The organism is Actinosynnema pretiosum (assembly GCF_002354875.1).
In the GTDB taxonomy this organism is placed as follows: Bacteria; Actinomycetota; Actinomycetes; order Mycobacteriales; family Pseudonocardiaceae; genus Actinosynnema; species Actinosynnema auranticum.
In genome coordinates this window covers 7066487-7087299 of sequence record NZ_CP023445.1, presented here as the reverse complement: position 1 = coordinate 7087299, position 20813 = coordinate 7066487, and the positions used below count along the sequence as shown (strand labels likewise).

Below are 20813 nucleotides of genomic sequence, written 5' to 3'. Positions count from 1 at the left end.
GGCCACTAATTTACACAATATGTTCTGCGGTGCACGTTAACTTTTCCGCATGTTCGCGCGATCCCTCCTCCGGGTGTAAAAATCTGCGGGAGAAGTGCATTGAGCGTTGAAAAGTTCGGAATCGAGAAAGAATTTTTGAGAGACCTGCTGGTGCAGGTGCACGCGGGGGAGACGCAACTACCGGACTTCCAGCGCGGCTGGGTCTGGCCCGGCAGCAGCATCGCCGGTCTGATCGCCTCCGTCTCGCTGGGCTACCCGGCGGGCACGCTGATGATGTTGCAGCAGGGCGGCGACGTCCGATTCAAGACCAGGGTGGTCGAAGGGGCGCCGGACAGCGGCGTTGTGCCCGACCGGTTGATCCTGGACGGTCAGCAGCGGCTCACCTCGGCCTACCAGGCGCTGTTCCGCAACACGCCGGTGGAGACCAGGGACGGTCGGGGGAACGCCGCGCGCGGCTGGTTCTACCTCGACATGGAGAAAGCGCTCCTCGCCGACGTCGAGCGCGACGAGGCCGTGCTCTTCGTCCCCGAGAGCAGGATCGTCGTCGACTCCCACCGACGTCCCCTGCTCGACCTGTCCACACCGGACGGGGAGTACGCGAACCGCATGTTCCCCTGCTCGGTCGTGTTCAGCTCGACGGAGTGGATGAAGGGCTTCCTCAGCCACGTCTCCGGGCGGCAGGCCGAGGACATGGACCTGTGGGGCCGGTTCAGCGACACCGTGATCAAGCGGTTCGAGCAGTACCAGCTGCCGGTGATCGCGCTGGACAAGGGCACGCCCCGGCAGGCGGTGTGCCAGGTCTTCGAGAGGGTCAACACCGGCGGGGTCACCCTGACCGTCTTCGAACTGCTGACCGCGACCTTCGCGGCGCACGACTTCGACCTCCGCGTCGACTGGGAGGGTCGTCGGGCGCGGTGGGGCGGACACCGGAGCCGGATCCTCTCCGGCGTCTCGAGCACGGACTTCCTGCAGGCGGTGACCCTGCTGGCCTCGTACGAGCGCCGCAGGGCCGTGCTGGAGGCGGGGGCGGACGAGAGCGCCGCCCCGCGCGTCGGCTGCCGCCGGGCGGACATGCTCAGCCTCCCCCTGGCCGAGTACCTCAAGTGGGCGCCTTCGGTGACCGAGGGCTTCGCGCGGGCCACGAGGTTCCTGCACGACCAGTGCGTCTTCGAGCCCCGCTACCTGCCCTACGGCAGCCAGCTGACCGTGCTGTCCGTGATCTTCACCCTGCTCGGAGCCGAGGCGGAGACCGACGAGGCGGGGCGGCAGATCGCCCGCTGGTACTGGTCTGGGGTCTTCGGCGAGATCTACGGGGGGACCGGCGAGGCGCACTTCTCCCGCGACGTGCTGGAGGTCGTCGCCTGGGTGACCGGTCGGGGCGGGGAGCCGAGCATCTTCCAGGACGTCAAGTTCACCCGCAGCAGGCTGTGGTTCCTGCGCACCAGGAACGCCGCCGCCTACAAGGGGCTCTACGCGCTGCTGCTCAAGACGGGTGCGGTGGACTGGGGGGACGGGAGCGCCATGTCCGTCGAGGGCTACTTCGACAACGCGGTCGACATCCGCTACATCTTCCCCAAGGCGTGGTGCGCCAAGAAGGGGATCCCCTCCGCCGACTACAACTCCATCCTCAACAAGACGCCCCTGAGCGCCAGGGTGAACCGCTTGATCAGCGGCAGGCCGCCTTCCGTCTACCTCCCCGCGCTGGCCAGGGACGTCGGGGTCACCGGGGAGTCGGTCGACCGGAACGTCCGGACGCACCTGATCGCGGACGGGGAGCTGCGGGCCAACGACTTCGACGCGGTCATGGAGGCCCGGCAGGAGGAGTTGTACGAGCTGGTCCAGAAGGCGATGGGGGCGACCGGGTGCGCGTGAACAGCCGAAGACGAGAGCGGGGCCAGGGAAGAATCCCTGGCCCCGCTCCCGGTAGTGCCCCCGGCAGGATTCGAACCTGCGCACCCGCCTCCGGAGGGCGGTGCTCTATCCCCTGAGCTACGGGGGCCGTAGCTACGGGCAGAAGCTTAGCGCATGGTCGCCACCCCGTTTCACCACCCCCTCCACTCCGCTCCCCGGCCCGGCTGAGCTGGGGGTTTTCCGAAGTTTCACCGGAACGTGGGGAGCTGGCACCCGGTTGGGCGGTGTGGCCCTGGGGAGGGGTGCGGAACGATACGGCTCGACCACTGGGATGTGTTGCATACATGCGCATGTCACTATATGTTCCCCCCCATGGGACACGGGCACGGGCATGGGCACGGTGGTGGGGCTTCGCTCGGGAGCGCGCACGTCGGCAGGCTCTGGATCGCCTTCGGGGTGGGCGCCGGGTTCATGGTCGTCGAGTTCGTCGTGGGGCTCGCCACGGGATCGCTCGCGCTGCTCTCGGACGCCGCCCACATGCTCACCGACGTGCTCGGCGTCGGCATGGCGCTCGCGGCCATCCTCATCGCCCGGCGGGCGCAGGCCCGCAACAGCCGGACGTTCGGGCTCTACCGGGCCGAGGTGCTCGCCGCCCTCGCCAACGCGCTGCTGCTCTTCGGGGTCGCGGGCTACGTGGTCTACGAGGCCGTCCAGCGGCTCGGGGATCCGCCCGCGGTCCCCGGACTCCCGGTGATCGCCGCCGCCACCGCGGGGCTCCTCGCCAACGTCGTCTCGTTCCTCGCCCTCCGCGAGGGCGCCAAGGAGAGCATCAACGTCCGAGGGGCCTACCTGGAGGTGCTAGCCGACCTCATCGGGTCCGTCGGCGTGCTCATCAGCGGGTTCGTCACGCTCGTCCTCGGGTGGCGGTACGCCGACCCGGTCATGGGCGTCGCCATCGGCCTCTTCGTGCTCCCGCGCACCTGGAAGCTCGCGGGCAACGCCCTGCGCATCCTCTTCCAGCACGCCCCCGAGCGCGTCGACGTCGCCGCCATGGAGGCCGACCTCGCCCAGCTGCCCGGCGTCGCCGAGGCGCACGACCTGCACGTCTGGACCCTCACCTCCGGCATGGAGGTCGCCTCCGCGCACCTCGCCACCCGCGGCGGCGCTGACCCGGCCGTGGTGCTCCAGGCCGCGCAGGAGCTGCTCGCGCAGCGGTACCACATCGAGCACGCCACGCTCCAGGTGGAACCAGGGGACTCCGCGGACCGCTGCCGCGAAATCCCCTGGTAGCCACCACCTACAAGCCCGTGCACTGGCCCGACTTCGGGCCCTTCACCTCGTTCGGCCAGCCGTGGTCCACCGGGGCCGGGTCACCGCCCGAGCAGGACAGCGGACCGGCCACGGCGTTGCCCGCCAGGAGCGTGCCGCCGCGACCGCCGACCACCGAGACCGGGCCCGCCACGCGCGCCAGCTCCAGCGAGACCTCGCCGGTCGTCCCGGTCACCGACACCGGACCGGCCACCTCGGTCTCCACCAGCACCACCGCCGACGCGCCCGCCGCCGACACCGGACCGCGCACCACCGAGTCGAACGAGTACAGCGCCGCGCCCGCCCCGACCGTGACCGGCCCCGACACCACCGCGCCGGTCAGGCACACCGTCCCGGACCCGACCGCCAACGGGCCCGCGTGCTCACCGGACACCACCCGGTCGCAGGTGGCGAACGGCTTCGCCAGCAGCTCGAACTCCGCCAGCGCGGCCGACCCCGGCAGTTCGAGGCGGTAGTGCCGGTAGTGCCCCGGACGCGCGATCTTGAACGCCCTGGTCTGCTTCCGGTCGGCGAACCCCTGCCCGGACCGCTCGTCCACCGCGACCCACGTCTTCCCGTCGTACGAGCCCTTCAGCACCCACGAACCGGGGTCCGCGCCCGCCGCCCTGCCCGACGTCAGCGTGTAGAACTCCGCCTTCTCCCGCCGGTCCGGCGCCGCGACCTGCACCCACGACACCGCCGACTCGGTCGCCGACGTGTCGTCCACCAGCGGCCCCACCGGACCGGACGCGGTCGTCGACGCGGCCGTCACCACGTCCCGCAGCGGTGTCGGCGCCGCCGGACCCGTGGTCAGCGACGGCGGAGCGGCGTCCGGGCCGCTGGCCCACGTCGACGGCGCCGCGCCCATCTCGAAGTCCAGCACCGCCCCGCCCGCGAGCACCGAGTGCGGCAGGTGCGCCTTGTCCCACGCCTTCCCGTTGACCTTCAACGACTGCACGTACACGTTCGACGCGCTGTTGCCCGGCGCGTTCACCACCAGCTTGCGACCGCCGCCCAGGTCCACCGTGGCCTTGGTGAACAGCGGCGACCCGACCGCGTAGCTCGCGCTGCCCATCTGCAGCGGGTAGAACCCCAGCGCGCTGAACAGCCACCACGCCGACTGCTCGCCGTTGTCCTCGTCGCCGGGGTAGCCCTGGCCGATCTCGCTGCCCAGGTACAGCCGCGACAGGACCTCCCGCACCTTCTCCTGGGTCTTCCACGGCTGCCCGGCGTAGTCGTACATGTAGGGGATGTGGTGCGAGGGCTGGTTGCTGTGCCCGTACTGCCCCATCCGCACGTCCCGCGCTTCGAGCATCTCGTGGATGACCCCGCCGTACGACCCGACCTTCGTGGCCGTCTCGGGCGTCGCGAAGAACTGGTCCAGCTTCTTCGCCAAGCCCTCCTTGCCGCCGTGCAGGTTCGCCAGCCCCTGCCCGTCGTGCGGCACGGTGAACGCCATGTTCCAGCCGTTGGTCTCGGTGTAGTCGTGCCCCCACACCTCCGGGTCGTACTGCCCGGCGGGCAGCCGCCACGAGCCGTCCGGCTTGCGGCCCTGGAAGAACCCGACCGACGGGTCGAACATGGTCACGTAGTTCAGCGCCCGCTCGCGGAAGTACTCGTGCTGCTCCAGGTACTCCGCCTTGCCGGTCTCCTCGTGCAGCGCCTTCGCCATGGTGGCGATGCCGTAGTCGTTGACGTAGCCCTCCAGCGCCCACGACATGCCCTCGCCGGTGGCGGTGGACGTGTAGCCCTTGAACACCGACGTGTCGAGCCCCTTGCGGCCCACGCTCGCGTTCGGCGGGGTCACCGTCGCGTTCTTCACCGCCGCCGCGAACGCCGCCTCCGCGTCGAACCCGCCGACGCCCTTGAGGTACGCGTCCGCGAACGCCACGTCGGAGCTGGTGCCGGTCATCAGGTTCGCGTAACCGGGGGAGGACCAGCGGGAGATCCAGCCGCCGTCCCGGTACTGCTCCACGAACCCGTCGACCATCTCACCGGCCTTCTCCGGCGTCAGCAGGCTGTACGCGGGCCAGGTGGTCCGGTAGGTGTCCCAGAACCCGTTGTTGACGTACACCTTCCCGTCGACGACCTGCGCGCCGGTCCGCGTCGGCGTGCTGGCCCCGCCCGCCCGCACGGGGCTCGCGTACCGGTACTCCGGCTCGGCCGCCGTCCCGGTGTTCTCGAAGCCCGAGTTCGGGTACAGGTACAGCCGGTACAGGTTGGAGTACAGCGTGGTCAGCTGGTCCCGGCTCGCGCCTTCGACCTCCACCTTGCCGAGGATGTCGTCCCACGCGCCCTGCGCCCGGTCGCGCACCGACTCGAAGGTGTCCGAAGTGGACACCTCCAGGTCGAGGTTCCTCTTGGCCTGCTCCACGCCCAGCAGCGAGGTGGCGATCCGCAGCGTCACGGTCTTCTCGGCCGACGTGTCGAACCGCAGGTACCCGGCGACGTTGTCCCGCCCGGCCCCGGTGAGCTTCCCGCTGCCGGTGACCGGCCGGTCCACCTCCCCGTACACGAACAGCCGCGTCGCGCCCGCGGACAACCCGCTGCGCACGTCGGAGAACCCGCTCACCACGCCGTTCTCGGCGTCCAGCGTCAACCCGCCCTCGTTGGTGACGTTGTCGAACACCAGGTTCGAGGCGTCGTCGACGAAGGTGAACCGGAACACCGCCGCGTGGTCGGTCGGCGCGATCTCGGTCCTCATGCCGTTCTCGAACGTGACGCCGTAGTAGTGCGCCTGGGCGATCTCGTTGGCGTGCTGGAACGGCAACGAGCGCAGCGCCCGGTCGGCGGTGGGCGTCCCGGTGGTCGGCATGACCTGGAACGTCTGCCGGTCGCCCATCCACGGGCTCGGCTGGTGGCTCGCGGTGAACGCCTGCAGCGACGGCAGGTTCGTGGTGCGGCTGTTGGCCTTCGCGTACTCGTAGATCCAGCTCGTGGACCCCGCGTTCGTCATCGGGGACCAGAAGTTGAAGCCCTGCGGCACGGCGGTGGCCGGGAAGTTGTTGCCCCTGGAGAAGCCGCCGCTGGAGTTGGTGCCGCGCGTGGTCAGCACCCAGTCGGACGGGCGGGCGTGCTCCACGACCTCGGGCGCGGTGTGCACGGCCACGTCGTCGACCCAGCCGTTGAACGCCGCCGGACCCGCCGGGTTGTCGTAGCCGACCAGGATGCGCTTGGCGGTCTTGCCCGCCGCGACCTGCCCGATCACCGACGCGACCCGGTTCCACTGGTTCGTGGACAGCGCCTTCGACTCGCCCTGGCCCCTCGGCGAGAGCTCGAACCCGTGCTGGTCGCGCGCGCCCAGCTCGCTCAGGTAGGTGCCGTCGGAGAACGCCACGTCCAGCGCCGCGTACGTGGACGGGTAGCGCAGGTCGCCCGCGCTGAACGAGGGGAACAGCAGGTAGGACAGCTCGGTGGTCGCGGTGACCGGGAAGTCGACCTCGAACACCTTGTTGTACGAGTGGCCGCGCCCCTGCGCGGTGTGCGTGCCCTGGTAGCGCAGCGCCCGCGTGCCGGTGAACCCGGTGCGGGAGCGGGAGTTGTACGCCCCCGTGGCGCCCTCGCCGGTGGTGGTGCGCATGTGCTCGGCGGGCGGGGAGGTGGAGCCGTCGGAGAAGGTGACCTCGGCGAGCTGGAGCACGGCCTGGCCGCCCCGGTTCGCGGTGATGTCGATCCGGTAGTGCCGGTAGGCGGTGGTGTTGCCGGTCTCGTAGGTGACCGTCGTGTGCCGACCGGCGAAGGTCTGCCCGGTGCGGGCGTCCAGCTCGGTCCAGGTCTCGCCGTCGTCGGACCCGCTGAGCCTCCAGTCCTTCGGGTCGCGCTCGGGCGCGTCGTTGGCGGAGGTGAGGGCGTAGTCCTTGACGGTGGCGGGCGCGTCGAAGGTGAACTCCAGCCAGCCGGTCGCGGTGAACGCCAGCCACTTGCTGCTGGGGCTCCCGTCGACCAGGTTCTCCTTCACCTCGTCCGACTCGACGTACTCGGCGTTGGCCGCGACCGAGGTGACGCGGTCGGTGATGTTGCCGGGGATGCCGGTGGAGTCGTTGCCGTTGACGCCGCCGGTCCTCGGCTTCCCGTCCGGTCCGGTCTCCACGGTGCTCGCCCAGTCGGGGAGCGGTTGCCCCTCCTCGAAGGAGGTGGCGAAGACGGTCTCGCGCACGGGCGGCTCCTCGGGGGCAGCGGTGGCCTGCCCCCAGACTGGCACGCCCGCCAGCGCCACGGATATCGCCAGCGCTCCCGCGAATGATCTCCGCCTGCCCCGCATGTGCCCCATTGCGCACGCCTTCCGCCAGGTCCGGACCTCGTGGGCCCCCGTAGCGGGCAGAGAAGCGGGAGGCTGACATCGATGTCAAGATCGCTGCTGGATCCTGTCCGGAAGAATGTCCGGCCACTGCTCCGACCGGGGCTGATCGGCGCGGCGCGATCGGGTGATCACGGTAGGTCGTCGGTTCCGGCGACCGGGGGGCCGTGTGCGACTGCTGTGTGGAATGCGATTACCGGTTCGACATAGATGAAATGTTTTCAGCTATTTTTCACCCAAAAGAACCAGACCTGAATTCCCTGGAAGTGGCATAGCGTTACCGGCACCTCTTCCTGGAGGAGCGCCGTCCGAGTGACGCGCGACAGGGGAGCCGCGGTGGGGAGTTCGGGGGACTCGTCCCCGTCGCGACCGTGGCACGGGGCAGGCGCCGCGCCCGGCAAGACGCGCCTGCCCCGTGCTGCGCGGCAGCGCGAACCCCCGACCGCCGCGCCCGCCCCTCCGCTGCGGCCCAGCCGGTGCGGCTTTCGCCTGGCGCGCTCCACTACTGGAGCGGGGCCGCGCCCCGGTCCGCCAGCAGGTGCTCCATGTACTCGGACTCGCCGGTCTGCGACCGCAGCATGTTGTCCGCCAGCGTCCGCACCGCGTCCTGCTCGGCGTGCTCGGCCCCGTAGGCCGCCATCGGCGCGCCGCCCTGGTGGTGGCGCAGCATCAGCTGGAGGAAGTACACGTCGAACTCGGCCCCGCCGAGCGAGCGCAGCTTCGCCAGCTCCTCGGACGTGGCCATGCCCGGCATCAGGCCGCTGCGCCCGGCGGACGCGCCCTCGGTCGCCACGGCCCCGTCGTGGTGCCCGGTCCCGCCCTGCCCCGACATCCACGCCATGTGCGTGCCGCCGGTGGGCTGCTCGGGCATCCGCCACAGCGTCAGCCAGCCCTTCATGCGGCCGACCTGCTCCAGCTGGGTCGAGCCGATGTCGAACGCCAGCTGCCGCACCGCGTCGTCCTCGGTGCGGTCCAGGGCGATGTTCGACATGGTCACGGCCTGCACGTGGTGCACCGCCATGTCCTGCGCGAAGCCGACGTCCACCGAGTCCCGGCCCGGCGTCGTGCCGGTGTCCGCGCCGGGCACCTTCACCAGCAGGCCGATCGCCGCGCCCAGCAGCAGCACGGCCACCACGGCGGCGCCGATCACCACGGCGCGCGCGGCGGTGGGGCGCCCGCCGCCCGCCCCCTCGGGGGAGGGGGTCGGGTCGGCGGGGTCGGTCAGCGGGTCGTCCGGATCGGGGACCCGTTCCACGTCGGCCACGTCAGCTGCCGGCGGGCGCGGACGAGGCGGGGGCGGAGGCCCCGGTCGCGGGGGCCTGCGAACCGGCCGGGGTCGAGGCCTGCGGGGCGGGCTGGCCGTCCTGCGGCATCTCGTCGGTGGCCTGCGTGCCGCCCTCCATCGGGACCGCGTCGGCGCCGGGCGCCTCGGCCACGAACGGCGGCGGGCTGTCCACGTTGAACGTGGCGGAGTCGCAGGTCGCGCCGATCTCCGGGTACGTGTACTGGTTGCGGCGCAGCGACTGGATGAACTGGTCGATCCGCTCGTCGTCGGCCGACTCCAGCTTCAGCTGGTGGCCCCAGGACTGGAGCGAGATCGGCTTGTCGAGGCCGGGGTAGGGCGACATCATCGTGAAGGGCTGGTTGTCCACCTTGGCCTTCAGGGTGTCCAGCGCCGGGCCCGAGACCTGGTCCGGGTTGTACGCGATCCACACCGCGCCGTGCTCGAGGCCGTGCACCATGTTCTCGGTGCGCACCGCGCTGGAGTAGACGACGCCCGTGCAGTTGGCCCACACCGAGTCGTGCGGCCCGCCGAACGGGGGCGAGAAGTTGTACGCCACCCGCTGCGTCGCGTCGACGTGCTTGCCCGCCGCGTACTCCTGCTTGACCACGCCCTCGATCTGGTCGGACGGGTCCTTGTTCTCCTCGGTGGGGTTCCACTTGGCCAGTGCCGCGTCGCGCTGGTTCTTCTCGTCGATGCGCGTGTACGCGTAGCCGAAAACACCGCCCGCGAGTCCCAGCACGGCGATCACCGCGATGATGGTGCCCCACGGCTTGGGCTTGCTCGCCACCACCGAGGAACGCGCCGCCTGCACGCTGGAGCGCGCGGCCTTCGTCTTCTTGCCGCTGGTCATGTCCGCCTCAGGTCATCAGGGATTCGTCACACCCATGCCGCAGGTCAGTTTAGGGACCAGGTGTCTGCTGGCCGTCAACCCTGAGTGACGCCCTTCGGGTGATCACAGTTGACGTTCCACGCCCTGGGACGGGAGAACCCGGTCGAGACCAGGGGCAACACTTCCCTAAACTTCACCGGGTGACTCCCGCTGCGCTCGCTGAACTGGTCCGTGCGACGGCCGTGGACGTGCTGTCCACGCGCGGTCTCGACCCCTCCGCCCTCCCGGCCGAGGTCACTATCGAGCGACCGCGCAACCCCGAGCACGGCGACTACGCCACCAACGTGGCCCTGCAGACCGCCAAGAAGGCGGGCACCAACCCCCGCGAGTTCGCCACCTGGCTCGCCGAGGCCCTGACCAGCAACGACGCCCTCTCCGAGGTCACCGTCGCGGGCCCCGGCTTCCTGAACCTGCGGCTCGCCCCCGACGCGCAGGCCGCGATTGTGCGCGAAATCATCACTAAGGGTGAAGAATTCGGCCGCAGCGACCTGCTCGCCGGCCGGAAGATCAACCTGGAGTTCGTCTCCGCCAACCCCACCGGCCCGCTGCACCTGGGCGGCACCCGCTGGGCCGCCACCGGCGACGCGCTCGGCCGCGTGCTGGCCGCGAGCGGCGCCGACGTGACCCGCGAGTACTACTTCAACGACGCGGGCGCCCAGATCGACCGCTTCGTGCGCTCCCTCATGGCCGCCGCGAAGGGGGAGCCCGCCCCCGAGGACGGCTACGCGGGCAGCTACATCTCCGACATCGCCGCCGAGGTGCTGCGCCAGGAGCCCGAGGCGCTGACCGCCGAGGACGGCCCCGAGGTGTTCCGGCGCATCGGCGTCAACCTCATGTTCGACGAGATCAAGCGCGACCTGCACGACTTCGGCACCGACTTCGACGTGTTCTTCCACGAGGACTCGCTGCACAAGTCCGGCGCCGTCACCACCGCCGTCGAGAAGCTCAAGGGCTCCGACAAGCTCTACTTCGAGAACGGCGCCTGGTGGCTGCGCTCCACCGAGTTCGGCGACGACAAGGACCGCGTCGTCATCAAGAGCGACGGCGCCCCCGCCTACATCGCCGGCGACATCGCCTACCTGGTCGACAAGCGCTCGCGCGGCTTCGACCTGTGCATCTACATGCTCGGCGCCGACCACCACGGCTACATCGGCCGCCTCAAGGCCGCCGCCGCCGCGCTGGGCGACGACCCGGACAGCGTCGAGGTCCTGATCGGCCAGATGGTCAACCTGGTCAGCGACGGCAAGCCGGTCCGGATGAGCAAGCGCGCGGGCAACATCATCAGCATGGAGGACCTGGTCGACGCCGTCGGCGTCGACGCGGCCCGGTTCGCGATGATCCGCGCCTCCGTCGACTCCTCCGTCGACATCGACCTGGACCTGCTGCGCAAGCGCTCCAGCGAGAACCCGGTCTACTACGTCCAGTACGCGCACTCGCGCATCTGCTCCGTGCTGCGCAACGCCGCCGACCTCAAGGTCGAGGCCAACGACTCGCTCCAGCTGCTGGAGCACGAGGCCGAGGGCACGCTGATCCGCGCGCTCGGCGAGTTCCCGCGCGTGGTCAAGGCCGCCGCCGAGCTGCGCGAGCCGCACCGGGTCGCCAACTACCTGCACTCCCTCGCGGGCGACCTGCACCGCTGGTACGACCACAAGCCCGCGCTGCGCATCCTCCCGCGCGGCGACGAGGAGGCCACCGAGCTGCACGGCGCCCGCCTGCGGCTGTGCCAGGCCGCGCAGCAGGTCTTCGCCAACGGCCTGGCCCTGCTGGGCGTGACCGCGCCGGAGCGGATGTGATGCGCGCCCACCCCGCCGGACCCCGGCACGCCGACGTCATCGCCCAGGCCAGCACGGCCGGGCGGCCCCCCGCCGACGGCTCCGAGCTGGACGCCCTTCCCGAACGGGTGTGGCCCCGCAACGCCGAGCGCCGCGCCGACGGCGTCGTCACCCTCGGCGGCGTGGACGTGCGCGCGCTCGCCGAGGAGCACGGCACCCCGCTGTTCGTCATGGACGAGGCCGACTTCCGGTCCCGCTGCGCCGAGCACGCCGAGGCCTTCGGCGACCCGTCCCTGGTGCACTACGCCTCCAAGGCGTTCCTGTCCGTCTCGGTGGCCCGCTGGGTCGCCGAGGAGGGCCTGAGCATCGACGTGTGCAGCGGCGGCGAGCTGGCCATCGCGCTGCGCGCCCAGTTCCCGCCCGAGCGGATCGCGCTGCACGGCAACAACAAGTCGCTCGCCGAGCTGGCGGCGGCCGTCGACGCGGGCGTCGGCGTGGTCGTGCTCGACTCGTTCCAGGAGATCGCCCGGCTCGACCAGGTCGCCCGCGAGCGCGGCCGGGTCCAGCAGGTCATGATCCGCGTCACGGTCGGCGTCGAGGCGCACACCCACGAGTTCATCGCCACCGCGCACGAGGACCAGAAGTTCGGGTTCTCGCTCGCCTCCGGCGACGCCGCCGAGGCCGCCCGCCGGGTGGTCAAGGCCGAGGGCCTGAGCCTGGTCGGCCTGCACAGCCACATCGGCTCGCAGATCTTCGACGCCAGCGGCTTCGAGGTCGCCGCGCGCCGCGTGGTGTCCCTGCTCGCCGAGCTGCGCGCCGAGCACGGCCCGACCCTGCTCGACGAGCTGACCACGCTCGACCTGGGTGGCGGCCTCGGCATCGCCTACACCGCCGACGACGACCCGCCCCCGCCCGCCGTGCTGGCCGCCCAGCTGCGCGACATCGTCACCCAGGAGTGCGACCGCGCCGGGCTGCCCGTGCCGAAGCTCGCGGTCGAACCCGGACGGGCGATCGTGGGCCCCGGAACGGTGACGCTCTACGAGGTCGGCACCATCAAGGACGTCCAGCTCGACGCCGGCGCGACCCGCCGCTACGTCAGCGTGGACGGCGGCATGAGCGACAACATCCGCACCGCGCTCTACGACGCCGTGTACGACTGCCGCCTGGTCTCCCGCGCCGCCGAGGAGGGCAGCGGAGCCGTCCTGTGCCGCGTCGTGGGCAAGCACTGCGAGGCGGGCGACGTCGTCGTCCGCGACTGCTGGCTGCCCGCGGACCTGGCCCCCGGCGACCTGGTAGCGGTGGCGGCCACCGGCGCCTACTGCTACTCGATGGCCAGCGGCTACAACCGGCTGCCCCGGCCCGCGCTGGCCGCGGTCGACGGTGGCCGCTCCCGGCTGCTGCTGCGCCGGGAGACCGAGGAAGACCTGTTCCGCCTGGAGGTTTAGACGTGCCTGGCCAGAAAAACCCCGACGGCAAGCCGATCAGGGTCGCCCTTCTGGGTTGCGGCACCGTCGGCACCGAGGTCGCGCGCCTGCTCACCGAGCAGGCCGCCGACCTCACCGCCAGGGTCGGCGCCCCGGTGGAGCTCGTCGGCATCGCCGTCCGCAAGCCCAACAAGCACCGCGAGGTGCCGTCGGAGCTGCTCACCACCGACGCCGAGGCGCTCGTCGCCTCCGACGTCGACGTGGTCGTGGAGGTCATCGGCGGCATCGAGCCCGCCAGGACCCTGCTGCTGGGCGCGCTGAACGCGGGCAAGTCCGTGGTCACCGCCAACAAGGCGCTGCTGGCCGAGCACTCCGGCGAGCTGTTCGCCGCCGCCGACGCCTCCGGGGCCGACCTCTACTTCGAGGCCGCCGTCGCGGGCGCCATCCCGCTGCTGCGCCCGCTGCGCGAGTCCCTCGCGGGCGACCGCATCACCCGCGTGATGGGCATCGTCAACGGCACCACGAACTTCATCCTCTCGGGAATGGACGCCACCGGTGCGGGTTACAACGAGACCCTGGAGGAGGCGTCCCGGCTCGGGTACGCCGAGGCCGACCCGACCGCCGACGTCGACGGCTTCGACGCCGCGTCCAAGGCCGCGATCCTGGCCTCGCTGGCGTTCCACAGCCGGGTGACCGCCGCCGACGTGCACCGCGAGGGCATCTCGGCGGTCAGCGCCGCCGACATCGCCGCCGCCAAGGGCCTGGGCCGCACCGTGAAGCTCCTCGCGATCTGCGAGCGGGTCAGCCACGGCGACGAGGAGTCCGTCTCCGTCCGCGTGCACCCGGCGATGATCCCGCGCAGCCACCCGCTGGCCAGCGTGGGCGGCGCGTTCAACGCGGTGTTCGTCGAGGCCGACGCGGCGGGCGAGATGATGTTCTACGGCCAGGGCGCCGGTGGCGCGCCGACCGCGAGCGCCGTGCTCGGCGACCTGGTCGCGGTGGCCCGCAACCGGGTGGCGGGCGGCCACGGCCCCCGCGAGTCCGCGTACGCCGCGCTGCCCGCGCGCCCGATGGGGCAGACGCCCACCCGGTACCACATCAGCCTCGACGTCGAGGACAAGCCGGGCGTGCTGGCGCAGGTCGCGGCCGTGTTCGCCGAGCACGGGGTGAGCATCGCCGCCGTGCGGCAGGAGGGCCGCGTCGCCGACGCGAGCCTGGTCATCGTCACGCACGCCGCGACCGACGCGGCGCTGCGGTCCACCGTGGACAAGGTCGGCGGCCTGCCGATCGTCCGCGACGTGGTGAGCGTCATGCGCGTGGAAGGTGGGGAGTCATGACGACCGGAGCGGGCGTGCGACCGGGGTGGCCCGGCATCATCCACGCCTACTCGGAGCGCATCCCGCTCCCCGAGGGCGCGCGCGTGGTCACCCTGCACGAGGGCGGAACGCCCCTGGTCTTCTCGGAGCACCTGTCCGAGGTCACCGGGTGCGAGGTGCACGTCAAGGTCGAGGGCGCGAACCCGACCGGGTCCTTCAAGGACCGGGGCATGACCGTGGCGATGACGCACGCGCTGGCCAGCGGCATCAAGGCGGTGATCTGCGCGTCCACCGGCAACACCTCGGCCAGCGCCGCCGCCTACGCCGCCAAGGCCGGGCTCACCGCCGCCGTGCTCGTGCCGCGCGGCAAGATCGCGCTGGGCAAGCTCGCGCAGGCCGTGTCGCACGGCGCGCGCATCCTGCAGGTCGACGGCAACTTCGACGACTGCCTCGAACTGGCCCGCAAGACCTCCGCCGAGTACCCGGTCACCCTGGTCAACTCGGTGAACCCGGTGCGGCTGGTCGGCCAGAAGACGGCGGCGTGGGAGGTGTGCGACGTGCTCGGGCGCGCCCCGGACGTGCACTGCCTTCCGGTCGGCAACGCGGGCAACATCACCGCCTACTGGCGCGGGTACCGCGACTACGCCGAGGACGGCGTGACCACGTCGACCCCGCGCATGTTCGGCTTCCAGGCCGCAGGGGCCGCGCCGCTGGTGCACGGCGCGCCGGTGGCGAACCCGGAGACGATCGCGACGGCCATCCGGGTGGGCAGCCCCGCCTCGTGGAACGGCGCGGTCGCGGCCAAGGAGGAGTCGGGCGGCCTGTTCGAGGCGGTCACCGACGAGAAGATCCTGGCCGCCTACCGCGAGCTGGCCAGGCACGACGGCATCTTCGTCGAGCCCGCCTCGGCGACCAGCGTCGCAGGCCTGCTGGCCACGGCGGCCGACGGCAGGCTGCCGCGCGGGTCGCTGGTGGTCTGCACGGTCACCGGGCACGGCCTCAAGGACCCCGACACGGCCCTGCGGGACGTGGAGGAGGTCGAGCCGCTGCAGGTCGACCCCGGCGCCGTGGCGCGCGCGCTGGAGCTGGCGTGACGGACCTGATCGGCGCGGGCGTCCGGGTCCTCGTCCCGGCGTCCACCGCGAACCTCGGCTCCGGCTTCGACGCGCTCGGCCTCGCGCTGGGCCTGCACGACGAGGTGGACTTCACGATCACCGCCAGCGGGCTGTCGATCACCGTGGAGGGCGCGTTCACCGACGTGCCCACCGACGAGGGCCACCTGGTCGTGCAAGCCTTCCGCAAGGCGTGCGAGCTGCACCGCCTCCCGGTGCCCGGACTGGCGCTGACCTGCCGGAACAGCATCCCGCACAGCCGGGGGCTCGGCTCGTCCGCCGCCGCCGTCGCGGCCGGGGTCGCGGCGGCGTCCGCGCTGGCCGGGCGGGAGCTGGACGCGTCCGCGCTCCAGGTCGCCGCCGAGTTCGAGGGGCACGCCGACAACGTCGCGGCGTGCCTGTTCGGCGGGGTGGCGATCGCCTGGTCGGACGCCGGGGGCTACCGGGCGGTGCGGGTCGACCCGCACCCGGACCTGTCCCCGGTGGTGCTGATCCCGGCGCAGGAGTCGTCCACGAGGACCACCAGGGGGTTGCTGCCCGCGCGGGTTCCGCACTCCGACGCGGCGCACGCGGCCGGCCGGTCGGCGCTGGCCGTGCACGGGCTCACCAGGGACCCGTCGGTGCTGCTGGACGCCCTGCGCGACCGGTTGCACGAGCCCTACCGGGAGCCCGCCTGGCCCGCGACCTCGCGGCTCGTGGCGGAGCTTCGGGAAGCCGGTGTCCCGGCGGCGGTCTCCGGGGCCGGTCCGACGGTGTTCGCGCTGCCCGAGGGCGGGGCGCTGCCCGCTGAGATCGACATCACCGGTTTCCAGGCGCTGGCGGTCCCGGTCGACGTCGACGGCGTGCGGGTTGCGCCACTCGGCTGAGGGCGCGCCACGCCGGACCCCCGGTTGTTGCACCGCGCAGTGGCGGCGTCTACCCTCGGGGCCATCAGTCACCGCGCGCACGGGCGCCGGTGTGGTGCCCGGAGAAGTCTCTCCGGATCGCATTCCTCCAGTGACTTGGTCCCGCGCCGAACGTGCGGGATCGCCGCTGGAAGGCACCCCGCTCGCCGTGTGACCGAGATTGCCGTCTCGTGCCGGCGGTCTTTGTCGCTTCACGCGCTTGAGATCCGCCTGCACCGGGATGGGACTGCCGGCCCGCGACTCGTCGGACGGCAGGTCCGCTGGACCGCGTAGGAGGCGCGGTCCGGTCAGGAAGGACATGTGTGAGCAACACCGATGTGCTGAGCAGTGATTCCGCTGCTCCCAACGCCGCTGCCAGTTCCGGAGCCGAGGAGAACGCTCTGTCCACCCCTACGAACGGCGGCGCCCCGGCGCGCAAGCGCGCGGGACTCTCCGGCATGGTGCTGGCCGAACTGCGTGAACTCGCAGGTCAGCTCGGCATCGACAGCACGGCCAAGCTCCGCAAGGGCGACCTCATCGCGGCCATCAAGGAGCGGCAGGGCGGCACCTCCGGTCGGGGCAGTGCCGCGACGCCGCCGAAGGCCGAGAAGCCGAAGGCCGAGAAGGCCGCCGCGAAGCCCGCCGAGGCCCCCGCCCCCGCCGCCGAGAAGGCGGTCGAGAAGCCGACCCAGCAGCAGCTCGACGTCCCCGAGCGCGCGGGGGAGGAGGAGACCGGACGTCGCGGCAACCGCCGTCGCCGGTCCGCCAACCGCCCCGCGGGCAGCCCCGAGGCGCCCGTCGCCGCGGCTGCCGCCGCCGCTCCCGCGCAGGTCGAGGCCCCGCAGCAGGCGGAGCAGCGGCCCGAGCGGGCTGAGCGCTCCGACCGGGGTGAGCGGGGCGAGCGCTCCGAGCGCCAGGGCCGGGAGCGGGGCGAGCGCTCGGACCGGGGTGACCGCTCCGAGCGCGGTGACCGGGGTGAGCGCGGCGAGCGCTCCGACCGCGGCGAGCGCTCCGACCGGGGCGAGCGTTCCGAGCGGGGCGAGCGCGGCGACCGGAACCGCGACCGCGATCGGGGTGAGCGGGGCGAGCGCAACCGCGACCGCGACCGGGATCGCGACCGGGACCGCGACCGCCAGAGCAACAACGTGCCCGAGGACGACGGCGACGACGAGGGCGGCCGTCGCGGTCGCCGCTTCCGGGACCGCCGCCGTCGCGGCGGCCGGGGCGAGGGCACCGGCGCGGGCACCGACACCGAGGTGCGCGACGACGACGTCCTGCTGCCCGTCGCGGGCATCCTGGACGTGCTGGAGAACTACGCCTTCGTGCGCACCTCCGGCTACCTCGCGGGCCCGAACGACGTCTACGTGTCGCTCTCGCTGGTGCGCAAGCACGGCCTGCGGCGCGGTGACGCCATCATCGGCGCCGTCCGCCAGCCGCGCGACGGCGAGCAGCAGCGGCAGAAGTTCAACCCGCTGGTGCGCGTCGACAAGATCAACGGGTTGGACCCGGAGGAGTCGCGCAACCGCCCCGACTTCACCAAGCTGACCCCGCTCTACCCGAACGAGCGACTGCGCCTCGAGACCGAGCCGCACATCCTCACCACGCGCGTCATCGACCTGGTGATGCCGATCGGCAAGGGCCAGCGCGCCCTCGTCGTGTCGCCGCCCAAGGCGGGCAAGACCTCGGTGCTCCAGTCGATCGCCAACGCGATCACGACGAACAACCCCGAGTGCCACCTGATGGTGGTCCTCGTGGACGAGCGCCCCGAAGAGGTCACCGACATGCAGCGGTCGGTGAAGGGCGAGGTCATCGCCTCCACCTTCGACCGCCCGCCGTCGGACCACACCACGATCTCGGAGCTGGCCATCGAGCGGGCCAAGCGCCTGGTCGAGATGGGTCACGACGTGGTCGTGCTGCTCGACTCCATCACCCGCCTCGGCCGCGCCTACAACCTGGCGGCCCCGGCGTCCGGGCGCATCCTGTCCGGTGGTGTCGACTCGACGGCGCTGTACCCGCCGAAGCGCTTCCTCGGCGCGGCCCGCAACATCGAGGGCGGCGGCTCGCTGACCGTGATCGCCACCGCGCTGGTGGAGACCGGGTCGGCCGGTGACAGCGTGATCTTCGAGGAGTTCAAGGGCACCGGCAACGCCGAGCTCAAGCTCGACCGCAAGATCGCCGACAAGCGGACCTTCCCCGCGGTGGACGTGGACTCGTCCGGCACCCGCAAGGAGGACCTGCTGCTGTCCCCGGACGAGCTGGCGGTCATGCACAAGCTGCGCCGGGTGCTGCACGCGCTCGACGGCCAGCAGGCGATCGACCTGCTGCTCGACCGGCTGCGCAAGACGCGCACCAACATCGAGTTCCTGATGCAGGTCGCGAAGACCACGCCGGGCGCGGACAACGACTGACCCCGCGCCGGGTTCGACGGCCCCGCCCCGGTTCTTCCGGGGTGGGGCCGTCGTGGTTCTGCACGGGTTTCAGCAGGGTCTAGCGGTCCTGGGCGTTCGCGCGGCGGTCGGCGAGCAGCGCGGCCGTGCGGCGGCGCTCCAGGTAGACCTCGATCACGAGCAGCACCACGGCGGGCAGCCCCAGCCCCAGCGCGGCCCACACCGGCACCTCCACGCCGTCCAGCGCGATCCCGGCGCCCAGCACCGCCGCCAGGAACGGCCAGCGCAGCCACACCCGCTGCCACCGCGCCGTCCACACCACGGTGCCGCTGGCCGCCGCCGTGACGGCCGTCGCGGCGCCGAGCAGGGCGCTGGACAGGGCGACGTCACCGGGCAGGCCGAGCGCGAGCCCCGCGAGCGCGCTCAGGCCCAGCACGGCCCCGGCGAACACGAACGGGACCGCCAGCCACGTGGTCAGCGCCAGGGGGCGACCGAACGAACTGAGCACGTGACCCAGTGTGCTGGTCGGGGCCGCGCGCCGGTACCCCGCCCGGACCACCTCCGGGGGCGCAGCGCCCAGTGGTCGGCGGCCGTCGGTGAGCGGCGGCCGTGACGAGCGCCACGGGAACACCCGAGGAGGTGGACGCGTTGCACCGGGCAGCAGTGGATCTGGCAGACTGTCAGGTCGAGTCCGGCTCCGGTTCACCCCGGCTACCAGCGCGGGGACCCGGCGGCCTCACGAGAAGAACAGGACGAGACGTTGAAGACTGGCATTCACCCGGAGTACGTGAAGACCGAGGTCACCTGTGGCTGCGGCAACACCTTCACGACCCACAGCACCAAGACTTCCGGCGCCATCCACGTCGAGGTCTGCTCCAACTGCCACCCGTTCTACACGGGCAAGCAGAAGATCCTCGACACCGGTGGCCGGGTCGCGCGCTTCGAGGCCCGCTACGGCAAGCGCGCCAAGTAGCTGCTCCGACGGCGCCCACCCAGTCTCCACTGGGTGGGCGCCGTCGTCGTTTCCACCCACGCCGAGAGCCCAGGAGCCGCACGTGACCGCCCCGCTGGACGCACTGATCGCCGAGCACGGCGAGCTGGAGACCAAGCTCGCCGACCCCTCGGTGCACGCCGACCAGGCGGGAGCGCGCAAGCTCGGCAAGCGCTACGCCGAGCTGACCCCGATCGTGCGCGCCGCCCGCGAGCTGGAGCAGGCGCGCAACGACCTGGGGGCGGCGCGCGAGCTGGCCGGGGAGGACCCGGCGTTCGCGGAGGAGGCGGACGAGCTGTCCGCGCGGATCCCGCAGCTGGAGGAGCGGCTCACCGAGCTGCTGCTGCCGCGCGACCCGCACGACTCGTCCGACGTGGTGATGGAGATCAAGTCCGGGGAGGGCGGCGAGGAGTCGGCGCTGTTCGCCGGGGACCTGCTGCGGATGTACCTGCGGTACGCGGAGCGGCAGGGGTGGAAGGCCGAGGTGCTCGACGGGACGGACTCGGACCTCGGCGGGTTCAAGGACGTGACGGTCGCGATCAAGTCGCGCGGGGACGCGCCGGACGGGGTGTGGTCGCGGCTCAAGTACGAGGGCGGCGTGCACCGGGTGCAGCGGGTGCCGGTGACCGAGTCGCAGGGGCGCATCCACACGTCGGCGGCCGGGGTGCTGGTGATCCCGGAGACCGAGGACGTGGCGTCGATCGAGATCGACGACAAGGACCTGCGGGTCGACGTGTTCCGGTCGTCCGGCAAGGGCGGGCAGAGCGTCAACACGACGGACTCGGCGGTGCGGATCACGCACCTGCCGACGGGGATCGTGGTGTCGTGCCAGAACGAGCGGTCGCAGCTGCAGAACAAGGCTCGGGCGATGCAGGTGCTCCAGGCGCGGTTGCAGGCGCTGGCGGAGGAGAAGGCGCAGCAGGAGGCGTCGGACGCGCGGCGGACGCAGGTGCGGACGGTGGACCGGTCGGAGCGGGTGCGGACGTACAACTTCCCCGAGTCGCGGATCTCGGACCACCGGGTGGGGTACAAGGCGCACAACCTGGACGCGGTGCTGGACGGGGACCTGGACGCGGTGCTGGACGCCCTGTCGTCGGCGGACCGGGCGGAGCGGCTGGCCGGGGGCTGAGCTGCTCCGACCTGCGCGGACGGTCGCTTGATCGAGTGAACTGCCTTTTCGTTCGAACATGTGTTCGATAACGTGGGAGGTGGTTCGGCGCTGGGCTGGACCTCTTGTCGACCGTGCTGGTCCTTCCCGCCTCCGGAGCGGTCGGGACCCGCTTTTGCGGAGGTGCTT

General features: G+C 71.9%; 14 protein-coding genes and 1 tRNA gene. 10 read left to right on the top strand and 5 right to left on the bottom strand.

Features of this window, described 5'->3' with window-relative positions; genetic code table 11:
* Nucleotides 1-135 precede the first annotated feature (135 nt).
* The gene (locus CNX65_RS30340; protein WP_232520073.1) at nucleotides 136-1872 is read left to right on the top strand and encodes a DUF262 domain-containing protein; all 1737 of its coding nucleotides are present in this window, start codon (nucleotides 136-138) and stop codon (nucleotides 1870-1872) included.
* A gap of 55 nt (nucleotides 1873-1927) precedes the next feature.
* Here the strand turns inward: CNX65_RS30340 and CNX65_RS30335 are convergent.
* A tRNA-Arg gene (locus CNX65_RS30335) sits at nucleotides 1928-1999 on the bottom strand.
* 224 nt (nucleotides 2000-2223) lie between these two features.
* Between CNX65_RS30335 and CNX65_RS30330 the strand changes: the two genes are divergently transcribed.
* A complete protein-coding gene (locus CNX65_RS30330) occupies nucleotides 2224-3141 on the top strand; it encodes a cation diffusion facilitator family transporter (protein WP_096498082.1) in 918 nt (305 codons plus the stop codon).
* A gap of 7 nt (nucleotides 3142-3148) precedes the next feature.
* On the opposite strand, the gene CNX65_RS30325 is transcribed toward CNX65_RS30330, so the two are convergent.
* From CNX65_RS30325 to CNX65_RS30315, 3 genes are all read right to left on the bottom strand, one after another.
* Nucleotides 3149-7429, bottom strand: coding sequence for a GH92 family glycosyl hydrolase (locus tag CNX65_RS30325; RefSeq protein ID WP_096496790.1), 4281 nt, complete (start codon nucleotides 7427-7429; stop codon nucleotides 3149-3151).
* A 529-nt stretch (nucleotides 7430-7958) separates the two neighbouring features.
* Entirely contained in the window at nucleotides 7959-8720 is a 762-nt protein-coding gene (locus tag CNX65_RS30320) for a DUF305 domain-containing protein (protein WP_096496789.1), read from the bottom strand.
* A gap of 1 nt (nucleotide 8721) precedes the next feature.
* Nucleotides 8722-9591 (bottom strand): DUF3105 domain-containing protein, encoded by an 870-nt coding sequence (locus CNX65_RS30315; RefSeq protein WP_096496788.1) that lies wholly within the window; start codon nucleotides 9589-9591, stop codon nucleotides 8722-8724.
* 179 nt (nucleotides 9592-9770) lie between these two features.
* On the opposite strand from CNX65_RS30315, the gene argS reads away from it, so the two are divergent.
* The 6 genes from argS (at nucleotide 9771) to rho (ending at nucleotide 18546) form a co-directional block, all read left to right on the top strand.
* A complete protein-coding gene (argS, locus tag CNX65_RS30310; protein WP_096496787.1) occupies nucleotides 9771-11423 on the top strand; it encodes an arginine--tRNA ligase in 1653 nt (550 codons plus the stop codon).
* Complete coding sequence (lysA, locus tag CNX65_RS30305; RefSeq protein ID WP_096498081.1) at nucleotides 11423-12847, top strand: diaminopimelate decarboxylase; 1425 nt, start codon at nucleotides 11423-11425, stop codon at nucleotides 12845-12847. The genes argS and lysA overlap by 1 nt, the downstream gene beginning before the upstream one ends.
* Nucleotides 12848-12849: 2 nt before the next feature.
* The gene (locus CNX65_RS30300; RefSeq protein ID WP_096496786.1) at nucleotides 12850-14163 is read left to right on the top strand and encodes a homoserine dehydrogenase; all 1314 of its coding nucleotides are present in this window, start codon (nucleotides 12850-12852) and stop codon (nucleotides 14161-14163) included.
* Complete coding sequence (thrC, locus tag CNX65_RS30295; RefSeq protein WP_096496785.1) at nucleotides 14160-15236, top strand: threonine synthase; 1077 nt, start codon at nucleotides 14160-14162, stop codon at nucleotides 15234-15236. The genes CNX65_RS30300 and thrC overlap by 4 nt, the downstream gene beginning before the upstream one ends.
* Nucleotides 15233-16120, top strand: coding sequence for a homoserine kinase (gene thrB / locus CNX65_RS30290; RefSeq protein ID WP_096496784.1), 888 nt, complete (start codon nucleotides 15233-15235; stop codon nucleotides 16118-16120). The genes thrC and thrB overlap by 4 nt, the downstream gene beginning before the upstream one ends.
* Before the next feature lie 341 nt (nucleotides 16121-16461).
* Complete coding sequence (rho, locus tag CNX65_RS30285) at nucleotides 16462-18546, top strand: transcription termination factor Rho (protein ID WP_096496783.1); 2085 nt, start codon at nucleotides 16462-16464, stop codon at nucleotides 18544-18546.
* Nucleotides 18547-18625: 79 nt separating this feature from the next.
* Here rho and CNX65_RS30280 read toward each other — a convergent pair whose 3' ends face one another.
* The gene (locus CNX65_RS30280; RefSeq protein ID WP_232520072.1) at nucleotides 18626-19033 is read right to left on the bottom strand and encodes a hypothetical protein; all 408 of its coding nucleotides are present in this window, start codon (nucleotides 19031-19033) and stop codon (nucleotides 18626-18628) included.
* A gap of 252 nt (nucleotides 19034-19285) precedes the next feature.
* Between CNX65_RS30280 and rpmE the strand changes: the two genes are divergently transcribed.
* Together rpmE and prfA are read left to right on the top strand one after the other, a co-directional pair.
* A complete protein-coding gene (rpmE, locus tag CNX65_RS30275; protein WP_015804842.1) occupies nucleotides 19286-19498 on the top strand; it encodes a 50S ribosomal protein L31 in 213 nt (70 codons plus the stop codon).
* An 82-nt stretch (nucleotides 19499-19580) separates the two neighbouring features.
* Entirely contained in the window at nucleotides 19581-20645 is a 1065-nt protein-coding gene (gene prfA, locus CNX65_RS30270) for a peptide chain release factor 1 (RefSeq protein WP_096496781.1), read from the top strand.
* Nucleotides 20646-20813: the final 168 nt, after the last annotated feature.

What these genes read in the sequence shown, in the direction of transcription:
- lysA (WP_096498081.1), top strand. Translation starts at nt 11,423, where the DNA reads ATGCGCGCCCACCCCGCCGGACCCCGGCACGCCGACGTCATCGCCCAG.
- CNX65_RS30330 (WP_096498082.1), top strand. Translation starts at nt 2,224, where the DNA reads ATGGGACACGGGCACGGGCATGGGCACGGTGGTGGGGCTTCGCTCGGG.
- CNX65_RS30325 (WP_096496790.1), bottom strand. Translation starts at nt 7,429, where the DNA reads ATGGGGCACATGCGGGGCAGGCGGAGATCATTCGCGGGAGCGCTGGCG.
- thrC (WP_096496785.1), top strand. Translation starts at nt 14,160, where the DNA reads ATGACGACCGGAGCGGGCGTGCGACCGGGGTGGCCCGGCATCATCCAC.
- CNX65_RS30315 (WP_096496788.1), bottom strand. Translation starts at nt 9,591, where the DNA reads ATGACCAGCGGCAAGAAGACGAAGGCCGCGCGCTCCAGCGTGCAGGCG.